At 51.0% G+C, this 25,778-nt stretch carries 23 protein-coding genes; 13 read left to right on the top strand and 10 right to left on the bottom strand.

Features of this window, described 5'->3' with window-relative positions; genetic code table 11:
• Positions 1-34: 34 nt before the first annotated feature.
• Complete coding sequence (locus CFF01_RS16455; protein ID WP_088905510.1) at positions 35-1,015, top strand: sensor domain-containing diguanylate cyclase; 981 nt, start codon at positions 35-37, stop codon at positions 1,013-1,015.
• A 77-nt stretch (positions 1,016-1,092) separates the two neighbouring features.
• Here CFF01_RS16455 and CFF01_RS16450 read toward each other — a convergent pair whose 3' ends face one another.
• The 3 genes from CFF01_RS16450 to CFF01_RS16440 form a co-directional block, all read right to left on the bottom strand.
• The gene (locus CFF01_RS16450) at positions 1,093-3,150 is read right to left on the bottom strand and encodes a TonB-dependent receptor (protein ID WP_088905509.1); all 2,058 of its coding nucleotides are present in this window, start codon (positions 3,148-3,150) and stop codon (positions 1,093-1,095) included.
• Between the two features lie 1,017 nt (positions 3,151-4,167).
• The gene (locus tag CFF01_RS16445; RefSeq protein ID WP_033539451.1) at positions 4,168-4,377 is read right to left on the bottom strand and encodes a TOBE domain-containing protein; all 210 of its coding nucleotides are present in this window, start codon (positions 4,375-4,377) and stop codon (positions 4,168-4,170) included.
• Positions 4,378-4,466: 89 nt separating this feature from the next.
• The gene (locus CFF01_RS16440; RefSeq protein WP_088905508.1) at positions 4,467-5,363 is read right to left on the bottom strand and encodes a DMT family transporter; all 897 of its coding nucleotides are present in this window, start codon (positions 5,361-5,363) and stop codon (positions 4,467-4,469) included.
• Between the two features lie 171 nt (positions 5,364-5,534).
• Here CFF01_RS16440 and CFF01_RS16435 point away from each other — a divergent pair, with 171 nt between their 5' ends.
• The 6 genes from CFF01_RS16435 (at position 5,535) to CFF01_RS16410 (ending at position 10,557) form a co-directional block, all read left to right on the top strand.
• Entirely contained in the window at positions 5,535-6,035 is a 501-nt protein-coding gene (locus CFF01_RS16435) for a MarR family winged helix-turn-helix transcriptional regulator (protein ID WP_033539449.1), read from the top strand.
• Positions 6,036-6,440: 405 nt separating this feature from the next.
• Positions 6,441-7,619: a copper-containing nitrite reductase gene (gene nirK / locus CFF01_RS16430; protein WP_088905507.1), complete on the top strand. Its 1,179-nt coding sequence runs from the start codon at positions 6,441-6,443 to the stop codon at positions 7,617-7,619.
• Between the two features lie 64 nt (positions 7,620-7,683).
• Entirely contained in the window at positions 7,684-8,529 is an 846-nt protein-coding gene (locus CFF01_RS16425; protein ID WP_088905506.1) for a hypothetical protein, read from the top strand.
• A 15-nt stretch (positions 8,530-8,544) separates the two neighbouring features.
• Positions 8,545-9,186, top strand: a complete 642-nt coding sequence (locus tag CFF01_RS16420; RefSeq protein ID WP_232479464.1) for an SCO family protein — start codon at positions 8,545-8,547, stop codon at positions 9,184-9,186.
• A 19-nt stretch (positions 9,187-9,205) separates the two neighbouring features.
• Complete coding sequence (locus CFF01_RS16415) at positions 9,206-9,658, top strand: copper chaperone PCu(A)C (protein ID WP_088905504.1); 453 nt, start codon at positions 9,206-9,208, stop codon at positions 9,656-9,658.
• A gap of 122 nt (positions 9,659-9,780) precedes the next feature.
• A complete protein-coding gene (locus tag CFF01_RS16410; RefSeq protein WP_088905503.1) occupies positions 9,781-10,557 on the top strand; it encodes a Crp/Fnr family transcriptional regulator in 777 nt (258 codons plus the stop codon).
• Here CFF01_RS16410 and CFF01_RS16405 read toward each other — a convergent pair.
• The gene (locus tag CFF01_RS16405; protein WP_088905502.1) at positions 10,541-11,746 is read right to left on the bottom strand and encodes a GGDEF domain-containing protein; all 1,206 of its coding nucleotides are present in this window, start codon (positions 11,744-11,746) and stop codon (positions 10,541-10,543) included. The genes CFF01_RS16410 and CFF01_RS16405 overlap by 17 nt on opposite strands.
• Positions 11,747-11,852: 106 nt before the next feature.
• A complete protein-coding gene (locus CFF01_RS16400; RefSeq protein WP_088905501.1) occupies positions 11,853-13,793 on the bottom strand; it encodes a bifunctional diguanylate cyclase/phosphodiesterase in 1,941 nt (646 codons plus the stop codon).
• A gap of 441 nt (positions 13,794-14,234) precedes the next feature.
• Here CFF01_RS16400 and CFF01_RS16395 point away from each other — a divergent pair, with 441 nt between their 5' ends.
• Positions 14,235-15,680 carry an MBL fold metallo-hydrolase RNA specificity domain-containing protein gene (locus CFF01_RS16395; RefSeq protein WP_088905500.1) on the top strand — a complete coding sequence of 482 codons (1,446 nt, stop codon included), beginning with the start codon at positions 14,235-14,237 and terminating at the stop codon, positions 15,678-15,680.
• A 70-nt stretch (positions 15,681-15,750) separates the two neighbouring features.
• Entirely contained in the window at positions 15,751-16,980 is a 1,230-nt protein-coding gene (locus tag CFF01_RS16390; protein WP_088905499.1) for a cation:proton antiporter, read from the top strand.
• Between the two features lie 11 nt (positions 16,981-16,991).
• Here CFF01_RS16390 and CFF01_RS16385 read toward each other — a convergent pair whose 3' ends face one another.
• Together CFF01_RS16385 and CFF01_RS16380 are read right to left on the bottom strand one after the other, a co-directional pair.
• Entirely contained in the window at positions 16,992-18,161 is a 1,170-nt protein-coding gene (locus tag CFF01_RS16385) for an MFS transporter (protein WP_033539444.1), read from the bottom strand.
• Positions 18,162-18,531: 370 nt separating this feature from the next.
• Complete coding sequence (locus CFF01_RS16380; protein WP_088905498.1) at positions 18,532-19,539, bottom strand: class I SAM-dependent rRNA methyltransferase; 1,008 nt, start codon at positions 19,537-19,539, stop codon at positions 18,532-18,534.
• Positions 19,540-19,645: 106 nt separating this feature from the next.
• Here CFF01_RS16380 and CFF01_RS16375 point away from each other — a divergent pair, with 106 nt between their 5' ends.
• Positions 19,646-20,281, top strand: coding sequence for an esterase/lipase family protein (locus tag CFF01_RS16375; protein ID WP_088905497.1), 636 nt, complete (start codon positions 19,646-19,648; stop codon positions 20,279-20,281).
• Here CFF01_RS16375 and rarD read toward each other — a convergent pair.
• Positions 20,201-21,127 carry an EamA family transporter RarD gene (rarD, locus tag CFF01_RS16370; RefSeq protein WP_088905496.1) on the bottom strand — a complete coding sequence of 309 codons (927 nt, stop codon included), beginning with the start codon at positions 21,125-21,127 and terminating at the stop codon, positions 20,201-20,203. The two genes, CFF01_RS16375 and rarD, sit on opposite strands and share 81 nt — an antisense overlap.
• Before the next feature lie 241 nt (positions 21,128-21,368).
• Here rarD and mnmD point away from each other — a divergent pair, with 241 nt between their 5' ends.
• The 3 genes from mnmD to CFF01_RS16355 all read left to right on the top strand — a co-directional run bounded on the left by mnmD (position 21,369) and on the right by CFF01_RS16355 (position 24,125).
• The gene (gene mnmD / locus CFF01_RS16365; RefSeq protein WP_232479463.1) at positions 21,369-22,061 is read left to right on the top strand and encodes a tRNA (5-methylaminomethyl-2-thiouridine)(34)-methyltransferase MnmD; all 693 of its coding nucleotides are present in this window, start codon (positions 21,369-21,371) and stop codon (positions 22,059-22,061) included.
• Between the two features lie 108 nt (positions 22,062-22,169).
• Positions 22,170-23,702 (top strand): FG-GAP repeat domain-containing protein, encoded by a 1,533-nt coding sequence (locus CFF01_RS16360; RefSeq protein WP_232479462.1) that lies wholly within the window; start codon positions 22,170-22,172, stop codon positions 23,700-23,702.
• Positions 23,703-23,912: 210 nt separating this feature from the next.
• Positions 23,913-24,125 carry a hypothetical protein gene (locus CFF01_RS16355; RefSeq protein ID WP_033539439.1) on the top strand — a complete coding sequence of 71 codons (213 nt, stop codon included), beginning with the start codon at positions 23,913-23,915 and terminating at the stop codon, positions 24,123-24,125.
• 22 nt (positions 24,126-24,147) lie between these two features.
• Here the strand turns inward: CFF01_RS16355 and CFF01_RS19165 are convergent, their stop codons facing one another.
• Positions 24,148-24,396 carry a hypothetical protein gene (locus tag CFF01_RS19165; protein WP_157705012.1) on the bottom strand — a complete coding sequence of 83 codons (249 nt, stop codon included), beginning with the start codon at positions 24,394-24,396 and terminating at the stop codon, positions 24,148-24,150.
• Between the two features lie 119 nt (positions 24,397-24,515).
• Positions 24,516-25,778, bottom strand: coding sequence for a sensor histidine kinase (locus tag CFF01_RS16350; RefSeq protein WP_088905495.1), 1,263 nt, complete (start codon positions 25,776-25,778; stop codon positions 24,516-24,518).

The following is a 25,778-nucleotide window of genomic DNA, read 5'->3' as shown; positions in this document are numbered from 1 at the left end:
AGGCGATTTCGTTATCCGTAGTAAAGGAAAGACGATGTCGACAGAATCTTTGTATAGCAGTGAACGCTTTTTACTCGATAATCCTATCGATCTTATCTCCCTCGACAAGTGGCAAAAGACGGTTAATCTGCTGGCCAATGTGTTCAATGCGCCTGCCAGTTTTCTGGTGCAATATACGCCAAAAGGGTTTCAGGTCACCATCGCCAGTAAGCAGGTCAGTAACCCCTATCCGGCAGGGGTGGTGATTGCGCCCGATACCAATATCTTCTGTCGACGTATCGTCGAGACTCAAAAAGATCTCTATGTACGCGATGCGCAAATAGAGCCCTGTTGGCAGACCAATCCCGAGGTGAAGAACGACGGTTTTTCATCTTACTTGGGGGTGCCGGTGTTTTGGCCCGATGGCCGCTGTTTCGGTACCTTCTGCGTGATGGACTTCAACAAGACTGATTACCAGGACACTTATTTTGAGTTGATCCATCAGCTCAAAGAGATCCTTGAGGCCGATCTTGCGCTGTTAGATATTTACGGTGAACTGAAGCAGCTGGCTCATCTGGATGAGCTGTGTCATATCAATAATCGCCGTGGATTTAAGGGATTAGCAAGGCAGCGTATTAAGTTGGCTCAGCGTAATGAGAGCCGCTTAGCCATGCTCTATATCGATGTCGATAACTTTAAAGGGATCAATGATGGTCATGGCCACCTGGTGGGCGATGAAGTCTTAAAGTTGCTGGCGGGGATCATCAAGCAAAGCGTGCGCGCCTCGGATGTGGTGGGGCGTATCGGTGGGGATGAGTTTGTGGTGCTACTGATGTGTCAAAGCGATGAGGATGTTATTGCTACCGAGACCCGCATCATGCAGGGGCTAGACAATGCCATGGCCGACAGTCATCTGCCTGAGGTGACCGTCACCATAGGTCATAAAATAGTGGATCAGGATGTGCGCCTAGATACCCTGTTAGCCGAGGCCGATGAGGATATGTTGCGCCGTAAGCGCGATAAACAGGGCCTTTAAATAAAAAAAGCCCCGAGCGTGCAGTATGCTCGGGGGACGGGAGCGCAGTGGAGGGTTCCCAAAACCAGTAAATATTCTTAGAAGCGGTATTCTCCTGCTAGCCAGGCGTTAAGGCCTGTGCCAGGCATACGTTGTCCGGGGGCGAGATCGGCATTAAATACCCGGTTGTAGCCACCGAGATGATCTTCATAGTCGACATCAAACAGGTTTTTTACCCCGGCTTTTATCTGCCAGGCTGGTGCGTCATAGGCCATCATTAAGTTGACTAAGCCATAGCCGGCGCTGGTCTGTTCAGATTGGCTGACAGAGACCTTGTCCTGCGCGGCTACCATGACCCCTTCGATACGGGCCGACCAGTTACCTTGTTGGTAATTGAGGCCAAGGTTGATCTTAGGCGGCGCAATGCGATACAGGTTATCGTCGATGTCGCGGCGCTCACCACTGACGTAACTGGCCAGCAGATCCAGCTGCCATTGGGCGTTGATCTCGTAGCTGGCATTGATATCCATCCCCAGTAACTGGGCATCGACATTGGCAAACTCCATGGGATCTTCACTGCCCATCATATTAGCTGCCATGATCACCGCAGGATCGCGCGACTTGACCCCTTGGATATAGTCGTCGATACGATGCAAGAAAAATCGCGGGCTGATACTTAGCCCCTGACGATTGAAGTCGGCGCCGAGTTCCAGCTGATAGGCGGTTTCCAGCTCCAAATCCATTTTGCCCACATAGGTGCGGCCGTCGGCCAGGCCACCTGTGGACTGCATTGGGATCCACAGGTATCTCTGTTGGTAGCTGGCGCTGTCCTGTTTGCGGGCTAAGCCTAGTATCCAGGTGAGATCCGAATTGACTCGATAGCGGCCATTAATCACCAGATCCACGCCTGTTTGTGCTTGAGCGCGATCGGCCTGGTTATACCTGTCCATTAATACTTTGATGGCAGGCATGGCAGCAGCCATGGAGTGGTTAACCTCGTCTGCATCGGTTCGGTAGTGCTTTACCCTGGCACCAAGTTGCCACTGCCAATGGTCAATATCCTGTTGCCACTGGGCAAATAGGCTGTAGGTATCGTCCTGCACCTGATTAAAGTTGTCGACCTTAAAGATAGGCTTGCTGGGATCGGTGATCACCGAGTTGTGCGTGCTGAGTTGGCTGTCGATGCCAAATAGCCAGGCGTCTTTACCCAGTGTCAGCGCCATATCATAGCTCTGGCTCTCGGCGTTGTTGTACCTGGCATTTGTGCTCTCTGGTTTAACTCGCTCGCTAAAGTTGTCCATGCCGTGTCTGGCGTCGCTATACGCCAGATGCCAGTTCAGCCCCCAGCTGTCCAGGTTATGTTCGCCTTCGAGTTTAACTCTGTCGGTGCGAATGAAGTCAATATCCATGGGCAAGGCGGGCGTGCCTGCTTCGGTGGTTTCCAGATGCTGATAGCCGATGGCAATAGATTCAGCGTCTAATCCCTTATCGCTAAGATTAAAGCGATATTGACCGCCGACCATCTGCTTGTCATAGCCGCTAGGGGAAATATGCAGGCCGCTGCCACTTTTGAGATCTTTATCCCCATGCATCAGGTCGCCATAAATCAATAGGGCATGCTGCTCGCCGCCCACATTGACCTTGGCGCCAAGATGACTCTGTGCACCGTTGCCTTGATATTGGCCAGCAATGCGTCCTTGGGTATCGTTAAAAGTGGCCTGAGATTCGATCACTTTAATACTGCCGCCAAGGGTATTGGTACCGGCGGAGACGGGGGCAATACCCCGGTGCATCTCGACACGTTCGCTGTTGATCAGGCTGGCATAACTCAGCGGGGTGTCCATAGCATTAGGGCCCGCGCCGGCGAGCGATACACCATTGATCTGAGTGTTGACCCTGTCGCCAAACAGACCACGATATTGCGCAATGCCTGTCAGGGGACCATTACCATTTACCGCTGTCCCTGGCAGTTTAGAGAGTAAGCCGCTGATGTCGCTCACAGGAGCCTGGGCCTCGGGGGTGACAGAAGTAAAGTTGTCCTGATGGGCGCCATATACCTTTATCACCTCGAAGGCGGCTTCTTGAGCCTGGACAAAGGGGAGTGTCAACAAGGCTGCGCCAATGGAAAGGGTAAGATAGGAAAAACGCAGTGCCATGATATTGGTTTTGTTCGTGTTTAGATGGCGGCATTGTGGCAGTGAAGGGAAATTGTGACAAAGCCAAATCCCGATAGTGCGACAAGGTGTCGCACCATGGTAAATCGCTGACTTATTGCCTGTCTTTAGCCACGATTTGCCTTGCCGCTGGATAAAATTCAAACAGGTGTTTGCTTTTTTCACCACATAGGAAGGGTGGGATTTGATGGTCAGAAGATTAAATTTTTTAAGGATAAAAGTGGCTTGGTTTATTATTTTGGTAAAATTGAATACAGGATTCAATTGTTAAAATTGTTTTTAATCATTGGTTTATTGTTTTCTTGTCTCTTTGTTCACATTTTTTTGGTTTATTTGTATGACCAATATAATTCATTGACATCAATAAGATTCAGTCATTTAATTAAACCTCGAGTGTTTGATAAATTAAACGCGGTGGTCGTTTTGTTGTGCTCTCAAATGCTTAATTAGTGCCGAGTGTTATACCGGCGAACAATGTTGAATTGGGTATTGATTATGGAATATGAAACAAACACTGGACATAGCGTGACTGAAACAGAATCTGACCACGGTGCAATAACGCGTCGTCAATGGCTACAAGAGATGTTGGCTGGCAATGAGACAGACCTGAAAGATGAAGAGCCTAATTGCTATGTCTTAGGGTACAACTGACACCTTAGTTTATCGCCGTCCCGTTGACGCGAGTAAGTTAAGGCTAGATATCACGCGATAGCGAGCAATCAACCTCTTGTGTCTGTAAAGCAGCCCGTTGTGAGACCTGCTTGTTTGCGGCAGTGCTTGTTTGGAAAAGTGCTTGTTTTGAGGCGGCAATAGCGCTTGAGTAAGACAGCTAAAGTCTACGGAAGCATTGCTATTTAAAGTCATTACGAGCGCTGTTGGAGTATGATGTTAAGCGGATAAAGCGATGTCGGCATAGGGCTATTAAATGAGGATAAAGTCTGGAGTGAAACACTCCATATTTATCGGCCCTATGCCTGAGTCACTCTCAAAGGAGAGAGATTAGTCGACGGCTATCATCACGTTGCTTGCCTTGATGATGGCATAGGCTTGGCCGCCTACGACCAGTCCTAGCTGCTCACAGGATTTCTTGGTGACCACTGAGGTGATCTCCACACCCGGCGCCAATTCGATAACCACTTCGTTGTTGACCGAACCTTCCTCAATCGCCTTGATCTTACCGGTTAGGTTATTGCGTGCACTGATTTTCATCTTAATTTATCTTCCTGTTAAATAATGAAAAAGTCATGGTAACTCTTTCTATAGTCAAGGATAAACCTCGGCATTGAATACTGTGACCCCTATTGGGATTTAGCCTGGGAGATCCGTCTACGCTCAGCGATCAAGCCGATGATTTGCGGCATGAGTGAGGCGACTATCATGGATAGCATCAAAAGGTATTGATGTGGGGTGAAGGATTCGCCCAATAACACCATGCCCGAGACAATCCCCGCCACAGGATTGGCGATGCCGCCGAAGGTAAAGTCCACCACGCTCATGCGCTGCAAAAGCCAGACATACATGATATAGCCAAGCACAGTATTGAGTAGGATGATCCAGCCTATACCCACGACATTATTCAGGTTCAATTGTGCGAGCGATTCACTGTAAGCTTTTGGCGTAAACCCAGCGTGGATTGCTGCGGCCACGCTGAGAAGGGCGCCGCCAATGATCAGTTGCCAGGTAAGCACTGTCCACCAGTGGATACGATCGCCTAAAGCCTTGGTGATCGTGCTGCCGACTATGATGCAACTAATGGCTGCCAGCATGGCAAGTAGGCCAACGGGGTTGAGACTGATGGAGTTTGGATTAAACAGCAGCCAGGCTAATCCAATCAGTATTAAGCCAAAGATTCCTTGGGTCAGGCTAGGGCGACGCTTACTGATCACCCAGTGAAATAACATGGCAAACACGGGCACAGAGATCATGCCCACACCTGAGATGGCCGAGGGTAAGGTAAGGGCCATGACAAAGATCAGGCTAAAGAAGGCGGCGATATTGATAAAGCCCAGGCGGAATAGCAGCCCCCATTCACCACGCTTGGGCAGGCTGGGTTTGATCGCCAGTAGAATAAGACCCGCCGGCAGCGCCCGTAAGGCACCGAGTAGCAGAGGTGGCCAGTCTGGCAGTGTAAATTGGGTTACCGCATAGGTGGTGCCCCAGAAGAAGGCGGGGATCATGGCCAGGAGTACATTCATATTTATCTCAGCGAGAAGTATCTTTATGTAAAGATATTAGTTTGCACGCTTTACTTAAGCTTGTAAAGTCTCTCTGGATTAATTATCTTTGCGTTAAGATAATTAATGGCGACTAAGTCGTACCCATAGGTGCGTATCGCCTCATTCAACTTATGTTCTCTCGGAGAGTCGATGAACTCAGATCACCTCGACGGCGTCGATCGCCTGACAGCCCAGTGGGCTAAAGAGAAGCCGCAGCTGGATACACTGCCAATGGCGATTCTCGGTCGCCTAATGCGTATTCACAAACACCTGGAATGTCAGCTGACCGCCTGTCATAAACAATTTGGTATCAGTATGGGGGAGTTCGATGTATTGGCTACTTTGCGCCGCAGCGGTGAGCCCTATCGTCTTACGCCTTCAGAGCTGTTGGCAGCCATGATGTTGACTTCGGGTGCTATGACCAATCGCATCGATGGCCTGGAGAAGAAGGGGTTAGTATCCCGAACTCATTGCCAGCAAGACAGGCGCAGCGTCACCGTCGGATTGACGCCCAGTGGACTGGCGCGGATCGATGAGGCGATAGAGGCCCATGTCGAACTGCAGCATACTTTGACAAAGCAGTTATCGCTCGATGAGAAACATCAAATTAATCATTTTCTTAAGCTTTGGCTAGCCGACTTCGAGTCCTAGACGAGCTATGAAAAAGTCGGTAGTCCCTGTGGGCTTGCCGACTTTTTCGGCGCTTAGCTGTGTTATTTTTGTAAACATATAATTACATTTAGTGCTGCTCTACCTAATTTATTCGCTCATTTTGACCATCAGAAGATCCCCTTTACCTTATCTGATTGAGTTTGCCCAGCGAGCTTGAACGGCCCGTCTTTCCCTTGCTTTTTATGTCTGTTTTTTCCTTCAGAAACCCACCCGACTTTTTAGTCTGGCTTTGCTCATTGCACATTTTTTTAGCGACTTGACCAAAGTCAATTTCAATCTGCGTCAAAGGCATAGTCTTAGCGTTACAAGGTATTCACACCTTCACCATAGCGGCTCTGGCAGTTTGAACCCCTTTGGTGAAATGCGCTAACAACGGAGTATTTTATGGAAAAGCAATCTTCTACCCCAGCAGTTAATGTCAATCAGCAACGTCGCAGCTTCTTGAGTGGATCTGTTGGTTTGGGTTTGGTGGGCGCGGGTATGGCCGCAGGTCTGGTATCAACCAGTGCTTCAGCCACGACTCAGAGCAAGTCTGACCGCATGGCAAACTACAAGGCCGAGCAGTTAGAGCGAGTGACTCAAGAGTTGGTGCCACCGCCTATGGTGCCTAAGCATGATCAGGTCGCCAAGGGTAAGCCTAAGGTGGTGCAGGTAAAAATGGTCGTAGAAGAGAAGCAGGTGGAGCTGGAAAATGGTACCAAGGCGTGGGTCTGCGCCTTTAACGGTAGTGTGCCGGGTCCGCTTATCGTTTGCCATCAGCATGACTTCGTCGAGTTGACGCTAGTTAATCCGGCTAGCAACGCTTTGGCCCACAACATCGATTTGCATGCCGCCACAGGTGCCCTGGGGGGCGGTGAGTTGACCTTGGTCTCTCCCGGCCAGGAGGTGACCTTCCGTTTCAAGGCTACCAAGGCAGGAACCTTCGTCTATCACTGCGCACCGGGCGGGGTAATGATTCCGTGGCACGTGGCGATGGGGATGCACGGTGCCATCATGGTGTTACCACGTGACGGCCTGAAAGATGCGGCCGGTAAGCCCATAAAATACGATAAGGCCTACTACCTTGGTGAAGCAGACTTCTATGTACCTAAGGATGCAAACGGCAAGTACAAGTCCTACGACACTGTGATGGGCAGTATGACTGAGGTGCTTGAGGTGATGAAGACGCTTACGCCGTCCCATGTCGTGTTCAATGGTGCGGTTGGTGCCCTGACAGGTAAGGGGGCCATGACAGCTAAGGTGGGTGAGTCTGTGCTCTTTGTGCACTCACAAGCCAACCGTGATTCCCGTCCACATATCATAGGTGGACACGGTGACTATGTTTGGCCGGCAGGCTCCTTTGCCGATGCGCCGCAGACCGACCTGGAAACCTGGATGCTCGCCGGGGGCTGTGCCTGTGCTGCCGTGTACAATTTCCGTCAGCCGGGCCTCTATGCCTATGTCAATCACAACCTCATTGAGGCTGTCCTTAAGGGGGCTGCTGCCCATATCAAGGTCGACGGTGAGTGGGATGACAACCTGATGGTTCAGGTGAAGAAACCTTCCAACATAGTAACCGCCTAAGGCTGTATCGCCCAGGTCTAGCCGGCCTGGGCAAAGGTTTATTGACAGGGTTTAGGAGGTGCAGATGCGAAGCTTACGCCTGATGGCATTACTGATGATGCTGGGAGCCATCTTTATTCCCCCCCGTACACAAGCCGCCGAGGTGGACTATGGCCTGGAGGCAGATGTCTATCTCTGGTACGCCAGTCTGGATATGGCGCAGTACCAGCAACGCCTGGCAAAAGATGTTGGCTTGGTGGATCTGGCCGAATATGCGGGTGCCGAGATACGTGGTGGTGCCCACCACATCATGTCGATTACGCCGATCGCCCAAAGCCAAGATGGCAGTGAGGTTGAGGTCGAGATTGAGTTTCTGTTGGCCTCCGCTATGGAGATTAAGGCGCATAGTGAGGTCAGGGGGCAATATGTGGTGCAGCGCCTGAACCTGGATAATTTAGGGTTGGTGCGCAGCAGCGTTACCCTGGTCAATGAGTATGATGACTTCACCTCACGTTACCGAGCCGCCGCGCCTAACAATCAGATCCGCGCCGCCCTTTATGCCTGGACCCAGTCATTAGATAGTTTGGATGGGGCTAGGCTGTTCTCCCTGATGGCGACGGATGCTAGCTTTAGTGGTCCGGAAGACCCTTCCCAGCCCCTAGGCCAATACCTTGCCTACCTAAAGCGTCTCGAACATAGCGACAGTCGCCGGGTGATTAAAAACCTTACCCTGACGCCAGAAACCGCAGGTATATATCGACTGAATTTTGAATATCAATGGACGGCGACCAATAACCAGGGGGAAGTCGAGCTGGCACAGGTCGGTGTGGTGATGCTCTTGTCCGTGAGTCAGCAGGGAGTCAAGGTACATCTTTATCGTGCCCAGTACCTGCCGCCGGTAACCGATCTTGGCGCCGAGGTGCGCTGTTAGCCCTACGAGGAAAAGATGATGACACAAGTGATTCAACCTAAGGTCAAACGTGCGCTGAATATCGTTTTACTACTCATCGGCAGCATGATGAGCAGCGCCTGCATGGCAAATATGCCTATTCTCAAGGGAATAGGTGGTGACTTTAGCCTGCGTAGCAGTAAGGGGGGCGAGGTACGTCTGTCGGACTTTGACGACAAGGTGGTGATGATGTTCTTCGGCTACACCAATTGTGCCGACATCTGCCCGACCACTATGGCCCATATCAGCCAGCTAATGAATCAGCTGCCAAGTGAGACACGTGAGCGCATCCAGGTGCTCTTTATTAGCATAGATAGCGACTACGACACCCCTAAGCACCTGAATAAATACCTCAGCTATTTCGATCCCAGCTTTATCGGTCTGGTGGATGAGCGGGAAAAGATTGATGCAGTTGCCGCCCTCTTTAAGGCCGATTACACCAAGCTGGCCGAAGAGAGGGTGACGACCGAGTATAAAAAGCTGAGCCTGGAAGATAGTGAGGCGCCTAAGCGTCAGGGGTATCTCTATTCCCATACCGCCAAGATCTTCGTGCTCGATGGCAAGCAGCGGGTGCGCGGCTTCTTCTATACAGGTACCCCCACCGACGAGATGCGTCAGCAGCTAGAGAGTCTGCTGTAATCATTAAAAAGGAGATCATATGAAACAGGTTTTTTGTTTGTTGGTGTTGCTTTGTAGTGGGGGGGGCGCCGCCCAAGCCAGTGAGCTAATGGTGCATGATGCCTGGATCCGTGGTATGCCGCCCACCTCCAGAGTCGTGCCCGTCTACCTGTCGCTGCACAACCCTAGTAATAAGCCGCTTGTGCTCAAGGGGATCAGTAGCCCCAGGGGCGCAGTCGAGCTGCATCAGACTCTGATGGAAAATGAGGTAATGCGAATGCAGAGTGTGGGGGCTATTCAGATTCCGCCTCACGGTATGGTAAAGCTTGCGCCCGGTGGCTATCACGGCATGATGTCGGACTTTAAGGGCGGTGTACCCGCCTTGGGAGAGGAGGTGCAGCTCACCCTGACTTTGGCAGATGGTGAGAGCCTGTCGGTCACGGCCAAGGTAACAGCCCAGGGAGCTGCGCACGACCACAGCATGCATCATTAAATAAGCGCTAGGTGTTTTTTGAAGTAGATGTATCTTTAATGCCTGTTCATCATGATCTAGATCACGACTTGTTATCAGCTTGTGATTTAGATTAACGAAGCGACAGGACTAAGGAAGGCGCGATGATAACGGATCCACAGATTAAGGCCTGCATTCACAGGCACCACCTATTTTCGGCACTGGGAGAAGAGGAGCTTTGCCGTTTGCTTAGCCAGGCGGCCAAGATCACCCTGGATGCTCACGAGAATCTCTTCTATCAGGGGGATCTGGCGAAGCGTTTCTACCTGGTGATTCAGGGCCATCTGCAGCTCTATCGCACCAGTTTGCAAGGACAGGATAAGGTGATCGAGGTGGTGCGTGAGGGACGCACCTTTGCCGAAGCCCTGATGTTTAGTCGTCTAGCTTCTTACCCTGTGTCGGCTCAGGCAGTATCTCAATGCACCTTAGTGAGTTTCGACAGCGAAGGTTACCTTGGCATGCTTAGAGGCAATTCCGATGCCTGTATCGCCATCATGGCCGAGATGAGTGTCAGACTGCGTAAGGATATCAACGAGGTGGAACTGCTCTCGGTACAAAATGCCCAATCACGTCTGTTACTCTTCTTGCTACGTAACATGCAAAAGATTGGCGATAATCAGGGGCGTGTCGAGTTAGATATTCCTAAACGTGTACTGGCATCGCGCCTGTCGATTCAACCGGAAACCTTTTCTCGGTTAATGAAGAAGATGGTCACAGAGGGGATCATCACAGAGTCCCGCGGCGCTATCGACATCAAAGAGCTTTCTAAGCTTTATGCCTGTGCCAATATGCCATTAGCTAACCAGACGATGAATCAGAACGCATCCTTTATGCAAGCAGGTAAGGCGCCTTGCCAGCAGATTGCTATTGAGATGGTGTAGCTAGGGTTTCGGCCAACGGGCGTTCGGCGGTGCAGCAGCGATCTCTACCAGTCTCCTTGGCGCGGTACATCGCTTTGTCGGCCAGTGCCAGCAGGCTGTCTGGCGTGTCGCCTTGAGTGGCGGTCACTATGCCGAAGCTGGCGCTGATGGGAATGAGTCTCCCCTGCCAATTCAGGCTGCTCTGCCTTAGGGTATGTTGTAGTTTCTGGGCGATGAGATCTGCCTCTGTGCTATCGGTCGTTGGTAAGATAAGCAGAAACTCCTCTCCCCCAAGACGGCAGAAGCTGTCGGTGGCGCGTATCACTTTACCAATCTGCTGCGCGGTCTTGACCAGTACGGCATCTCCCGCCGAGTGGCCAAACTTATCGTTGATCTGTTTGAAAAAATCGAGATCGAACAGAATAAGGCTGTAGGCCTGCCCATCTCTAAGCCAACGCTGATGCAGTTGTTCTAACTGTTGCTGCATGGCGCGTCGATTCCACAGACCGGTGAGATAGTCTCTGTCTGCCTGCTGGCGAATTTTTTGTACCAAGCGGGTGAGGGCATTGCCCATCATGATCACATTGATCCACAGAGTCATGATCACATATAGCCATAACATAGGGATGGCATCGTTGCTCAGAATAGTTGCGAGTTGGGGTTTTAAAGAAGGGTCCAATGCCAGTAGCAGGGCTCTGACGGCGAAGGTGATTCCCATCAGGGCGATAGGGCTTAATAGCACCACAGCGATGGGCCGTTTGACCGTGCTTTCCAGGGCGACCAGGTTGTCTTTCGCCATCAGTAAAAAGACGATAGCCGCCATCAGCGAGAAGAGTATTCCGAGTGTGCCGCTTGCCTCGTGGCTCGGCGCCTGAGTCAGCATCAGTAGCCCAATGACCAGCCAGAGTGCGCTATCGAATTTAATGCTGCTGTTTAGCCTGAACAGACCTTGAGTGCCGCTGCGAAGCAGAATAAACCCCAGTAACAACAGCATATCGGCACCATGCCAATAGAGATAACTGGCGCTTTGTCCTCTTTGAGTTGTCAGTATTACACCAATAAGGACGAGGAGGTTAGCAAGGGAAAAATAGGCACTGGCACGCGGCGCAATACGCAATGGAAAGCTCATTACCCCCCAAGCGAGAGTAGAGGTGCCGGCGAGCAGACAGATAAACATGACGAGCAGCTCGGCGATGGGATCAATAGTCATAAGCAATCTTTTTTATTTTTCCACTCTATAGAGCAGGTTTGCTGCAGTGAATACTCGTTATCGCAAAAATGTAAATGATGACGATGAAAGGCTGAATATATCGCCCTTAGCCGTCTATCTGTTTGTTCGTTAGGTAGCAGCGCTCAAAGCTTATCGCATCAGTGGGTTTACCATAGAGGTAGCCTTGACCGAAATCGCACTCTTCCTGACGAATAAAATCATCCTGAGCCTGGGTCTCAACTCCCTCGGCGATCACATTGAGCGTCAGCTTCTTACCCATGGCGATGATCGCTCGTGTCAGTTCTCTGTCTTGCTCGTTCTTCTCCAGGTTTGTAATAAAACAGCGATCTATCTTGAGAGTGTCGAAGGAGTATTTTTGTAGATAGCTCAGGGAGGAGTAGCCGGTGCCAAAGTCGTCTAGAGAGATCTTGACGCCCAAAGTTTGTAGGCGGTCGATGATATGTTTGGCCAGCTGCTCATCTTGCAGTAAGACGCCCTCGGTAATTTCCAGTTCTAGGGAGGAGGGCGGCAGTTGATACAGGCTTAACAGATTGGCGATGTAGTCGGCAAAATCGACGTCGCGAAACTGCAGTGGTGAGATGTTTATTGCTACGCGAAATTGCTGGCTGGGATCACGGCAAAGCCATTGGGCAGCCTGTTCGATGGCGGTATGCAGGACAAAGTTACCTATGGCAATGATCTGGCCATTGTTTTCTGCCAGGCTGATAAATTGGTCCGGTGGTACGTCGCCCAGCAGTGGGCTGTGCCATCTAAGTAGGACCTCGGCGCCGATCACACCTTGGTGCTGCAGACTGAATAGCGGTTGATAGTGCAGACTAAGCTCCTGATTTTTTAGGGCGTCGACCAAGTGAGATTCCAACAGGCAACGGCGTTCGATATTGGTCTGAGTCAACTTGTTAAAGAAGCTATAGGGCGTGCCGTCACTCTTACTGATGCTCATGGCTGCCCCCGCTTTTTGCATTAGCTCGGCCGCATCCTGTGCGTCGGTCGGTGCTATTGCTACCCCTATGCAGCAGGGAATATTGATGCTGAAATTGGCCAGAGCAAAGGGGATGTTGGCGGTCTGTATGATGCTGTTAATTAACGGAAGCTCTAGTGGATTTGTGCCTCTGTGGGCAATGACAAATTCGGCGCCAGCAATACGGGCAAACAGGTTGTCTTTGTGCAAAATGCCCTTAATGCGCTGACTAAAGAGCTGCAGTACCTTGTCCCCAATGACGTAGCCATAGCTTTCATTGATTGACTTAAAGTTACGTAGGCCAAAGTAGATCACATAGGTGTTTAGTTCGTCGGCTTGGCTGAGCTGTTGCGACAGTTGATTAATGAAGCCAAGTCGATTGGCCAAGCCGGTTAATGGATCGTGATCTTTATGAAATTGCAGTGAATTTTCAATGGCGGTGCGATGCTCTATTTCGCTCAATAACTTTTTACTGAGTTTGGTTAGCTCAAGTGTTCGCTCTTGTACCTTGGTTTCTAAGATCTGGTTGAGGTGAAGCAGTTTGGCGCTCTGATACAGACTGGCGAGATTGGCGTTGATGGCATTTTGAAAACGTGCCAACAGATGACGAAAGGTCCGCCCGTAGTCTCTCTCATGATTATCCAGCATGCAGAGGGTGCCAAAGGGATGGCCGTTGGGCCAGGTTAGCGGTAGGCCACAATATGCGATCATTCCCAGTTTGATATCTGGATTGCTATCCCACTCTTTATCTTTTAAGGCATTGGGCACTACCAGCTCGGATTGATTTTTGATAACGGTTTCACAGTAGAGACCATGGCCCAGACCCTCTGTATCATGGCGTTTATAGGGATTGTCCGGATGCTGGCTGCTGGTAAAGACCGAAATGTCTTTATCTGTCACCCGCATGATTAAGATGGCCGGCGTATCGACGATTTCCGATAAAAGATCTAGGGTTTGCTGCCAGCCATTAAACATCTCATCCGGCACGCCAAGCTGGGCCGTGTTTACCTGAGTTTGACTGAAGAGAGGGTCTTGCTCCAGCAATGAGAAAGCGTCTTGGTAGGGCATGATTAGGCATCCTGAAAAGCGCATTTGTGATCCGTTTAACTAACTATAACCTATAGACTTCATCGGTGTATGGTGTTGTGTTGCTGTTTTTTTGAGCTGTATGGCTTTTTGTCTTTTATATCACCGGAAGCTTAACTGAACGTTTGGTTTTAAGGTGTTTAACACTAGTTTATTGTCTAAATCCCATCATCTTTCTCGAGCGATAACCAAATGCTCATCGGGCCGCATTGACCATTAGCTTTAAAGGCTGGCTCATCTTTGCAATCATTTGCTGTAGGGCTTTAAAGCCTGCTCTGGCTAATGGAGATAAACCTTGGCGTTAACTGGTTGGAAGCTATTAAAAAGACTATCTTTTAATCATAAGCCGATTCATTTTCAGGCGAGTTTAGTTCTGGCCATTCTCTTTGCCTTACCGTTTGTGGGCACACTAAGGATACTCATATGCAGATGACGCTCTCTTTTCTCGGCGCCGCCCAGGAAGTCACTGGGTCTTGCCATCTTCTCGACATCGCGGGCCGTCAGGTGTTACTCGACTGCGGCATGATTCAGGGAGGCAAGCTTGATGCCCTGCGCAATCACGACCCCTTTGTTTTTGAGCCCACAGAGATCCATGCCGTGGTGCTGAGCCATGCTCATATCGATCACTCGGGGCGACTGCCCCTGCTGGTCAAGTCTGGCTTTACCGGCCCTATTTATACCCATAAGGCGACGGTCGAGCTTTGTGAGGTGATGCTTAGAGATGCCGCCATGCTGCAGGTACGCGATGTAGAGCGGCTTAATCGAAAGCGGGCGAAGCTGGATCAGCCGCTGCTAGAGCCCTTGTTCGACGAAGAAGATGTGGCGGCGGTGATGAAACAGTTTGTCGCCCTCGATTATGGCCAGTCGGTGCAAGTGGTGCCTAACTTGACGGCCCGTTTGTCTGATGCCGGCCATATTCTGGGCTCCGCCGTGGTGGAGTTGTGGCTGGGGGAGGCCGATAGCAGAAAGAAACTGGTTTTCAGCGGCGATCTCGGCCGGGCGGGCATGCCAATTTTGGATGATCCCACGTTTATCTATGATGCCGATCTGGTGTTGATGGAGAGCACCTACGGCGACCGACTGCATCGTAGCTGGGACGATACGCTGGCGGAGCTAAAGGCTATTTTTGCTAAAACCATCAAGGAGAGCCGAGGCAATATTCTGTTGCCGGCGTTTTCAGTAGGTAGAGCCCAAGAACTGCTCTACCTGTTTCACCTTTATGCCAAAGAGTGGGCCTTGTCGAACTGGCGTATCTGTCTCGACAGTCCTATGGCGATCAAGGCGACGCAGATTTATGTGGCCAATTATCAGTTGATGGATGAGGATTTTAAGCGTTTCACTCGCTTGTCTCCGGGCAAGCACCCACTGCTTTCTAATGTGGACTTTATCAATAGCACTGAGGAGTCGATGGAGCTCAACGAGATCCATCAGGGGCTGATCATCATAGCTGGCAGTGGCATGTGTAACGGTGGCCGGATCCGCAGTCATCTGGAGCATAATCTGGCCAATCCTAAGTCAGATGTGATCATCTGTGGTTTCCAGGCTCTAGGTACGCCGGGCCGTTTACTGGTGGATGGCGCCGAGTCGCTTACGATTCATGGTCGTAATATTCCGGTGAAGGCCAAGATACATACAGTGGGCGGGCTGTCGGCCCATGCGGATCAGGCGGAGCTTATCCATTGGTATCAACACTTTGAACAGATGCCGCCACTGGTCTTAATCCATGGCGAGAAGGAGGCGCAGGAGCGGCTGCTGGCTAAGCTGACCGCCGAGACTAGTAAGCCGCCCCATGTGGTGATTGCCGAGCGCGGCGACACGCTAGATCTTAGTGCATTGCCTGAGCTAGTGTGGCTGCCTGGTAGAGATTAATCTTTCCTTGGAGGTAAAATCTCTGTTAGCTTAACGCTCAGCGAATGATATTAGCCCAAGGAAATCTCAGATGGATGAACATATCGTCATACTTATCATAGCCTTAGTTGTTTTGTTTTATGGCTATATTTCTAAATGGTTGGCGCGTTTTTACATCTCGGGTCCTATGGTGTTTACCTTACTTGGTCTGCTTATGTCGCCCTACGGGCTCGATGTGGCTCAGGTCAAGGTAAATGCCGACTTTGTCACCACCTTGGTTGAGATCGCCTTGGTATTGGTACTCTTTAGTGATGCCGCGCTGTTAGATCTCAAGTTGCTCAAACAGTCTTGGCAGTTGCCGGCGCGGCTGCTGTTTATCGGTTTGCCTATTACCGTGGTGGCGGGAGCCATAGTGGCCAGGTATTTCTTTCCCGATTTTCCCACTCTCTATCTGTTAATGTTGGCCTTACTGCTCACGCCCACCGACGCGGCGCTGGGTAAGGCGGTTGTGTCAGATCCTAAGGTGCCTAAGAAGATTCGCTCCACCATCAATGTAGAGAGTGGCCTGAATGATGGCATTATCTTCCCCATATTGATCACTGTGGTCGCGATGATCTTGAGCGGTCTGGAAAAGGCTCAGGACAATAGCTGGCTGATGTACGTTGGTGAACAGATCCTGTTCGGTGCCTTGGTGGGCGGCGTGGTCGGTTATCTGGGGACTAAGCTGCAGACCTTTTGTTTTAAGCGCGAGGGTATGGTAGAGACTTATCTTAACTTGATCCCTATCGCGCTGGCCATTTTGGCTTACTACCTGGCCGAAGCGTTTTCGGGTAATGGCTTCATTGCGGCTTTCTTTGCCGGTCTTTATGCCGGAAATACCAGTGAGATGGCCAGGGGGCATATTGAAGATTTCGCCGAGAGCGAAGGTGAGCTGCTGGTGTTGATCAGTTTCTTTATCTTCGGTCTGGCGTTCGTGCCCACCACCTTGCCCTATGTCACCTTTGATGTCGTGATCTATTCACTGCTTAGCCTGACGCTGCTACGTATGTTACCTGTGATGGTATCCCTTATTGGCACTAAGCTGGACCTTGCTACCATGGCCTTTATCGCTTGGTTTGGGCCCAGAGGGATCGCCTCAATTTTGTATGTACTCATCATTGCCCATGAAATGGGCGGTATCAAAGGGTTTGAGACCCTCTATAGCGTAGTGACTGTGACAGTGCTGATGAGCATATTGGCTCACGGCCTGTCGGCCCAGCCGCTGGCAAACTGGTATGCCAAACGGCATCCTGATAACGAATCTAGTGCCAAACAAGATTAGGGCGCCAAGCTTTAGTTTTGTAGATGATCGGTTTGTGTATGGATCTTCTGCATGCTCTTGATCAGCATGTAGAGACAGGTGCTGAGCAGACAGATCCCCAGATAGAGCATCATGCCCTGACGCTTATTATCTAAGGTTAAGGCGAGTAAAGGACCGGCAACTGACCCCAGGCTGTAACAGAGCAGCATCAACTCGGTTGCCGATACTAGCTTAACCGAGGGCAGTTTGTCACAGGCCAGTGAGATAGCCACCGGATAAAGGGCGAAGCTCGCCGCGCCCAAGATAAAGTAGCTCAACGCCTTGAGGGTAAAATCATTGGACTCTATGGCGCCGATCACTCCCATTAAGCCTATTAGGCAACACATGGCCATCAAGAGACGCTTATCCATACGGGGTGAGAGATAACTGACTAGCGGCTGTATCGCCATACCGCCCAAAATGATAGCGGCCATCAGTAGCCCTGTTAGGTTAGGTTCTCCCACTTGCTTGGCGATGTAGACAGGCATTAGGCCGTAGATGGGCCCCAGCAGCAGGCCTGAGACCAGGCAGCCTACAATTGCTGGCCGGCTAAGACCTGCGATCTCTTTGATGGAGAGTTTCTGTTGCTGCTGATGAGAGGGTTGTCCCGAGGTGATTAGCAGTGGCGCCAGCATGGCCAGTGCCAATAGGGCGATCACAAACAGGTAGGGTAATACGCCTTGGGTACCGACTTCACCTATGGCCAGTTGTCCGACGGCGCTACCGCCATAGAGACAGGCCATGTAGATCCCCAGTCGCTTAGCTCTTGCCTTAAGGCTGTTAGCCATCAATAACCAAGACTCAACCACCACAAAGACACCGGCAACGGCAAAGCCGCCCAGCAGACGTGCTCCCAGCCAGATGCCAGCAGTTGGCAACAGCAACATAGCGAATATGCTGGCGATTAATAGCGCCAGAAATAGCATAAAGGCTTGTCGATGACCGACTTTCGCTATGATGCGCTCGGCTCTGAGTGCACCGATAAGCAAGCCGAGGTAGAAGATGCTGGCGAGCCAAGGTGCCAATTGCTCTGACAGGCCAAAACTGTGCAGCGACAATGGAATAAGGCTCATAAGAAAGCCTGATGCAAGGGCAAAGAAGGACAGTCCTATAATGGGTGCTGTAGGATTGTTCGATTTACAGTTATCGGCGACGTCTAACACCAATAATCTCCAACTTATCTATCATAAATGGCGGTAAGTTTAGGTGGGTTGCCTGTGTTGCCATTTATCGCGGGTTTAGCGGGAAACGAAATGTAGTGCCAGATTCGATGCAAGTAAAGTGAATTTTATATTTTGTCGTTTTTTTGATTGAAAACGTGCCAAATGTGGCAAATAAATGTCCGTTTTTGTCTTGGTTAGCAGATGAGGTGGGCTTTATGAATGAAGAGTCTTTCTGATTGCTTAACTAGTTTATCTAACCTTCAAGCCCTCTTTGCCCCCCTGTTTTGTTGAGTATTTGTTGCTTAATGCTCTTGGGGAGGTTTAAAGCCGTAAAAGTGAATGTTTACGGCTTGATGTGGTGATGGGTTGTCTAATTGAGCGTCAGGGCGACTATCTTTAGGGGATGATTGCCATCGAAAGAGGGGAAGTCGTCATGGCAATGCAGCCATTCAATCTGGCTCACTTCGCGTCCCTGCTTTTCGACGCAGCGGATCAGAGATTTCAGCCAGGTTTCGCGCTCTACTTTTGCCACATTGTTGCAGCAAACGATAGTGCCACCGGTACGCGTTGTCATCATGGCAGGTTTAAATAGGCTCTGGTAGTCATTGACTAAGTCGACGATACCAAAGGGGCTCTTAGCAAAGCGTGGCGGATCGAGAAATACCAGGTCAAACTGGCGTGGTGCCAGTTTTGGATAGCTGGGCAGTTTTTGGTTGTGGCGGCCGCCCACCTTCATGCCCGCCAGCTGACGCATTGCCGGAAAGGCATCGCTTTGAATAAATTCGCAGGTGTCGCCTACCTCGTTGAGTTCGGCATTGCGGCGTCCGGCGGCGAGAGCAAATGAGGAAAAGTCCACATTGGTCACCTTGGTCGCCCCGCCCACCGCGGCGGCTGTGCCTATACCACAGGTGTAGGAAAACAGGTTCAGTACGGTTTTCCCCTTGCTATGGGCTTTGACGTATTCGCGGCCGATGCGCATGTCGAGAAACAGCAAGGGGTCTTGGCCTTCATGGCGAAGCTTGCTGATGAAATGGATATCGTTTTCCAGCATTTGCTGTTCGGCGCGGGCAAAGCACTCGAGATCGTCTGTTAGCGCATTGAGAATACGAGAGTTTTTATTGGATCTGTCATTGTAGATAACCGGAAGATCCTCGACCTTTAGCAGTTCATCGCTAAGGGCCGTCAATTCATCCTGTGGCAGCGACTCGTGAAAGCTCTGCACTAACCATGCATCGCCATAGCGATCTATGGTGAGTCCGTTGATGCCTTCAACTGTACCGTGGAAGACGCGAAAACAGTTGGTATTGGCGGCTTGTGCATCGGCAAGCAGGGCCGTTCTTTGGCTTAATGCTTGGCGGAGCAGCGCGGCATTGGACATGAGCTTATGATCTCTAATCGGTGGTATGCTGAGTGTGAGCACGGATAATAGCAAATATTCACCCCCTTGGGGGGATTAAGGGTGTCGTCGATAATCGGGAGTCGGTATGAAACTTGTGTTGGTTCATGGGATCTTTAATACGGGGCATGTCATGGGCTGGATGCGACGTCAGTTTGAGCGCCAGGGCTATGAGTGCCTGACCCCGACACTGGCTCCTTTTGATGGTCGCCGAGGGATTGCTCATGCGGCCAAACAGCTGCAGAGGTTTATCGATGCGAGTATTGCAGAAGATGAGCCGATCTCTCTGATAGGTTTTAGTATGGGGGGCATAGTTGCCCGCTATTATCTGCAGCACCTTGATGGGCATAAACGTACCAAGGCGCTGTTTTCTATCTCTTCTCCACACCATGGCAGTTATCTTGCCTGGTTGCCATATCCCTCAATGGCGATGCGGGAACTACGCCCAAGGAGTGAGCTGCTTTGCCAGCTGGCGCGCAGTGAATCCCGGTTAACGGGGATCGACCTCTACTCGTTTCGCACTCCGATAGATTTCACCATAGTGCCGAGTCGCAGTTCTCATTGGCCTCTAGCCGAGAACCGGGTGATCTGGTGTCCGCTGCATCTGTCGATGATCTTCAGTCGCCGTGTGGTGGCAGAGATCTTAATGGGGCTGATGCAGCTGCCGGCGCGCATTAATAGTGCGCCAGAGGCCGGGGAGCGCCTCCAGGGAGCAGAGGATTAATCCTGTCCAGATCAGGGCGAAGCTCACCGCCTTGACGCTATCAAACACCTCGTTAAACAGAAAGATTGCCAGCAGAAAGTGCATGGTGGGCTCTATATATTGCATCAAGCCCACCATGGAGAGACTGGTGTGGCGAATTGCCAGGGCAAAGAAGATCAACGGCAGCAGGGTCACCGGCGCCGAGCCCATGTAGAGCAGCAAGTTGCCTGTCCCCGCAGAAAGGGCTTGGCTCTGCCCTGTGGCGCTGAGGTAAAGCAGATACGCTGCGGCAATCGGCGTGAGTAGCGCAGCCTCTATGGTGACCGAAGTGAGTGAGTCGAAGCGAATAAACTTCTTACACAGGCCATAGAGGGCGAAAAAGCTGCCCATCAGCAGGGCAAGCCAGGGCAATTGACCATAGGCCATGACCATATAGCCGATCCCAAGGCCGCCCAGCGCGACCGCCCACTTCTGTGCCAGTGACAGTCTGTCTTTAAGGCAGATGACACCTAGCCCTATGGCAAACAGTGGATTGATAAAGAAGCCCAGGCTGGCGGCCAATACCTGACCATGGGTTAACGCCCAAGTGAAGCTATACCAAGAGACACACATGATCAGCGAAGCCAGTCCACATAGGGCAATGGAAGGAAGGTTGGCCTTTAGCATAGACACTGTGGGGAGTGGTTTTCTCAGCAGCAGAAAAACCAGCAGCATAAAGGGTACTGAGCAGAGCAGGCGAATCGCCAGCATCTCGGTCACATCGGCACCAGGCAGAAACTGATAATAAAGGGGCAGGAGTCCCCAGAGCAGAAACGAGACGATCGCCAAGGCGTTGCCTTTGGCGCTAACTTGAGTGGTGCGGGGCATAGGGTTCTCTAAGTGCTGTTGGCTGTAACAGTGTCAGGCTGCCGTGGTTGGGTTATACGGCAATGCACACAATAAAGGCTTGTTGACCTTACTGAAATTGGTGCGGATTTTCGCACTCAAACCTCAGGCTGGCTGTGAGGTGGATCACTCTTGTCCGGATTTTTTATCGTTAAGGCATTGCCTTTCAATATCTGGGTTAAGGTACAATTTGCCCAAGCTAAGCCTTGATATGAGCCTGATAATGAACAAGATCCATGTACAGATGACCAAAGATGGTTCTCATACCCTAATGAGTAGCCTGTTTGATGATAGCTACCATGCTCATAATGGGGCCATGAGTGAGTCTGAACATGTCTATATACAGGCTGGGTTTGCGGCGCTTGATCCGGCCTTTAAACAGGTCAGCATTCTCGAGTTAGGTTTTGGCTCGGGGATGAACGCCATACTGACCCTCAAGCAGGCTTTAGGCTGTGAGGGTAAGATAACCCGGCCGATCCGTTTCGTGACCGTTGAGGCCTATCCCGTCCCGAGAGAGGTGATCGCACAGCTTAACTACAAGCAGCATCTCTCGCCCGCCCTGCGTACACTCTTCGATCGGCTGCACAGTGCCCCTTGGGGTGAGGATGTCACCCTCTGCCCAGGTTTTGTGATACATAAAATTCATGGCAGCTGGGATCGAGTGCAGTTACCGCAGGCGTCAGTCAATTTGGTGTTCTATGATGGATTTGCGCCGAGTAAGCAGCCAGAGCTATGGACACAAGATAACTTCGAGCGTCTCTTTCCCGCCATGATGCCTGGTGGCATGTTGGTCAGCTATTGTGCCAATGGTCAGTTTAAGCGCAACCTTAAGGCGGTGGGCTTCACGGTGAAGCCCTACCCGGGGGCGTTGGGGAGGCGGGAGATGACCCGCGCCTGGAAGCCCTTAGTTGAGTAAGTTGGCGATTTATGCGCTTTTGTTTGTAACAAGGCATTAACTTAGCTTTCTTTTTCGCAGGGAATCGATAGATTAGAACCTTCCTAAGATCACCCAGGGAAATGATCTGTGAAAAAACTGGCAATAAATTTCTGCTTTACTTGGGTTAGCGCTTGCTTGCTGATGGTGTCAATCGGTCAGGCGCAGGGGGATGCCTCAAATCCACTGGCGTTTGTCTCGCAACGTATCGATACCGGCTTTAAGCTGACTCATCCTTTGGTGAGTGCCAATTTGCTTGGCGATGGCAACAAGGAGTTGCTGGCGATAGGTGTCGATGACACCCAGACTAAGTGGCTCGCCGTCTACAGCTTGGATGGCGTCAGTCAGCAGTATCGCTTATTGCATAAGCTATCACTTGCCAATGACCTGTTTCGTTTCGATGTGACCGCTAAGCCTAAACAGGCTGACGCGCTGCAATCTGTCTACTTTATGTCACGCTCCCATCTGTCTAAGTTAACTTTCAGTGAAAAGGAGATGGTGATCAGTGAGCTGTTTCCCATCGCCCCGCTGGTGGTAAAACCCCGAATTGAGTTTATCGCTCGTGGTCATTTTGTACGGGATCTCAACCAGGATGGCCGAGACGATTTCATCGTAGGCCAGTTCGACCAAACTCAGCTTTTTTTAGGGCAGGGCGAAGGTTGGCTAAATCAAACCTTAGCGATTAAGCCTAAGGTGCTGCTCTATCGTGATGGCGCTCGTTACAGTGAGGCCAAACTCTATTTTGCCGATATGGATCTCGATGGTCTTGATGACATTATCAAGGTGGGTGAGGGTGAGCTTGAGATCTATGGCCAACATCAAGATGGTCAGTTTGAAACCTATCCCAGGTATCTGGCGGTCAGTCAGGCGATCAGTGGCCTGGATTGGTGGGACAGGCGTGACGCCTATGGTGAGGCGCTGGATCAAAGTGACCTTATCTACCGCAAGGTGGAGCAGATTAAAGATCTCGACGCCGATGGTATCGTCGACATGGTGGTGCGCTATACCAAAAGCTCTGGGGTGCTTGATAGGGTCAACGATTACGAGATCTATTTCGGCAGCCGCGGGGAGAATCGTGTTCAGTTTGGTAAGCAGCCCCAGAGCGTGATCAGAGCCGATGGCACCCTGACGGGCTTCGAGCTGGTGGACATCGACCTTGATGATCGCAGCGAGGTATTGGTGTCGGGCTTCGATATCGGCCTGTCGCAGATCATCGGCGCCCTGGTTTCCGGGAGCATAGATCAAGATGTGCATCTGTTTAAGATGGACAAAAATGGCCGCTTTGCCAGTCGGCCCAATATGAGTAAGTCTGTTGAGTTAAGTTTTAGTCTGACATCGGGACAGAGCGGCACGCCCGTGGTCACCCTTGCCGATATCGATGGCGATAAGCGCCAGGATCTGCTGCTCTCTGATGGTGAACAGGAGCTGGATCTCTACCTTGGTAGTGAAAAAGGTGCCCCGTTTGCTCACAAGGATAGCTTGAAGCTGACCTTGCCCAAAGATGGCGAGATGCTGAGCAGTGACGATTTGAATCAGGATGGTAAGGCGGATCTGCTGATCAAGTATGGTCGTCAAGACAAGGCGGATCTGCAGAGCCAATTTTTGGTGATCATGACCCAATGACCTGATGTAGAGGCGGGGATACGAATTGTAGCAATTCCACTCACTGGCATTTGCTGGCAATAAGCCAATAAGGTTCAGATGGTTAGCTCATCTCATGCCTTAATCTAAATTTAAGGTCATTTTTGCTTAAGTTTGGTTTAATTTTGTCCAAATACCCTTGACCATATTATGACCTATGGGTCAGTGAATGATGTAGTCTAAGGGTTGTGTATGATAGGTTTTGGCCGCGCCAGCAGTTCTGCGGGAGCAGATGTCGCAGTAAATATCATCACCTACCTGGGAGCTGGATGCTTATTGGTGGTGGTCGTAGGGTTTACAATAGCCCTTTATAAAGAATGGTTGGTCGTTCGTCGCTTCGACGCCGAAAAGCAGCGGCAGAAATTTTACGATAGTCTCTCCAATATCACGACGAGATCCCGCTAACGTTCGCAGCTCGTTTCTCTGTCTAATTCAGTGGCAGCCTCGCCTGTTCGGCGATCAGGCTGGCAATCTCTTGTGTTAGCCCAGGCTGTTCATCTATTTGAATTACTTGGCTCAGTTGACCAAGTAACTCATCGATATTCATGCCCAGTTGCATAGCAACCTCCTGTGCGTGACGATTGTTGAGGTGCTGTTCATTCACTAGTTTTTGCCTTAGGGCGCATCTGTCATTGCTGCTCTTGTCGCCGAGCATGGGTGTCCAGGGGGTATACAAAGTAAAGCCTCCACAGTGTCTGTTTACACTATGCTAAGCGAAACTTGTGCCAAGAAGATGACAATTCAAATCCCCATGCCGACAGGCTGGTCTTTTATTTTAGTGGGCGTGTTGCACCATCATGGGGCATCTGGCGCTGCAGGAAAGTGCAGTGTGGCGATGCAGCCCGTATCACCATTGGTGAGGCTAAAGCGCCATTGATAGCGCTGGCACAGGGCCTCGACTATCTCCAGCCCTAAGCCATGACCCTGAGGCTGGGTATCTAAGGTGCTCATGCCACGCCCCTGATCTCTCACCGAGATCCCATCCGTGTCGATACTGATCTCGATACAGCCTGTGTCGCTGGCATTGATGGCGTTATTGAGTAAATTGATCAATAACATACGCAGAACTGGCTCGCTGGGGGCGATCTGTGGAGTGGCATTGAGGATAAGCCGCAGTTCAATGGCTTTATGGTCGGCAAGCGGTTGTATTTCATTAATTATCTGAGAGAGTTCTTTTTCTGTTAGCGTTCGCGTATTCGACGCTAGCAATCCCTTTTCCTGTTTAACCAGACTCAGCAGGGCATCTATGGTGTGTTGCATATTGCTGGCAGCGGTAGCGATCCGTTTACGCTGGCGTTTGAGAAACTCAGGGTTTCCCTCTTGCTCTAATAAACGACTGGCGCCCTGAATGATGGTCAGCGGGGTTCTGAGTTCATGGCTGGCGTAACGCGAGAAGGCCTGCTCCTGGCGCAGCAACTGAGCGATCTGCTGCTGGTAATAGTTAAGGCTGGCGGTAAGAGCGTGAAACTCTTGAGTCGCATCGTTGGAGACCTGGAAAGGGCGCTCGGCGTCGGGGGATTCCAGCTGTTTGCTAATGGCTTGGATCGGAGCGATCAGCCTGTGTGTCAGCCGATTGATGGCAAAGCCGAACAGGGCGAACAACATCAGGGTGACAGCCAGTATCACCAGGCTGATACTGCGCCATTCGTTACTGCTCAGTTCTACCTGCGCGGCATCCATCACCAAGAGCAATGGTAGGGTTAAGCCTTGCGCCTGATATTCGCCGCGATAGATGAAGATATCCTCTTTGAAAGTATCATGTAGCTCATCGAGAAATCCAACCGGCAACTCTGCCATCGGTTGGTAATCCTTAGGCAGCAGGCTCAGGTCATTGTAGGCGGTGATATTAGTGCTAAGGATGAGCGGCGAACGGGCGCCTTGCTCGAAGGCGGTCTGAGCGCTGGGGACTATCTGTTCCAGGGCACGGCGATTGATCTCATCTTCGACCCAGTAGAGTATGGTTACACTGAGCAGATAGAGAATCGCCGCCACTAATAGGGCGATAGCCCCAAAATAGAGGCTTAATCTACGGGTCAGGCTCTTGGCGGTTTGTTGCAC

Origin of the sequence: Shewanella marisflavi, from assembly GCF_002215585.1 — a bacterium.
Taxonomy (GTDB): domain Bacteria; phylum Pseudomonadota; class Gammaproteobacteria; order Enterobacterales; family Shewanellaceae; genus Shewanella; species Shewanella marisflavi.
Note: the sequence above shows the minus strand (reverse complement) of the source record. Positions and strands in the feature narration are given on the sequence as shown.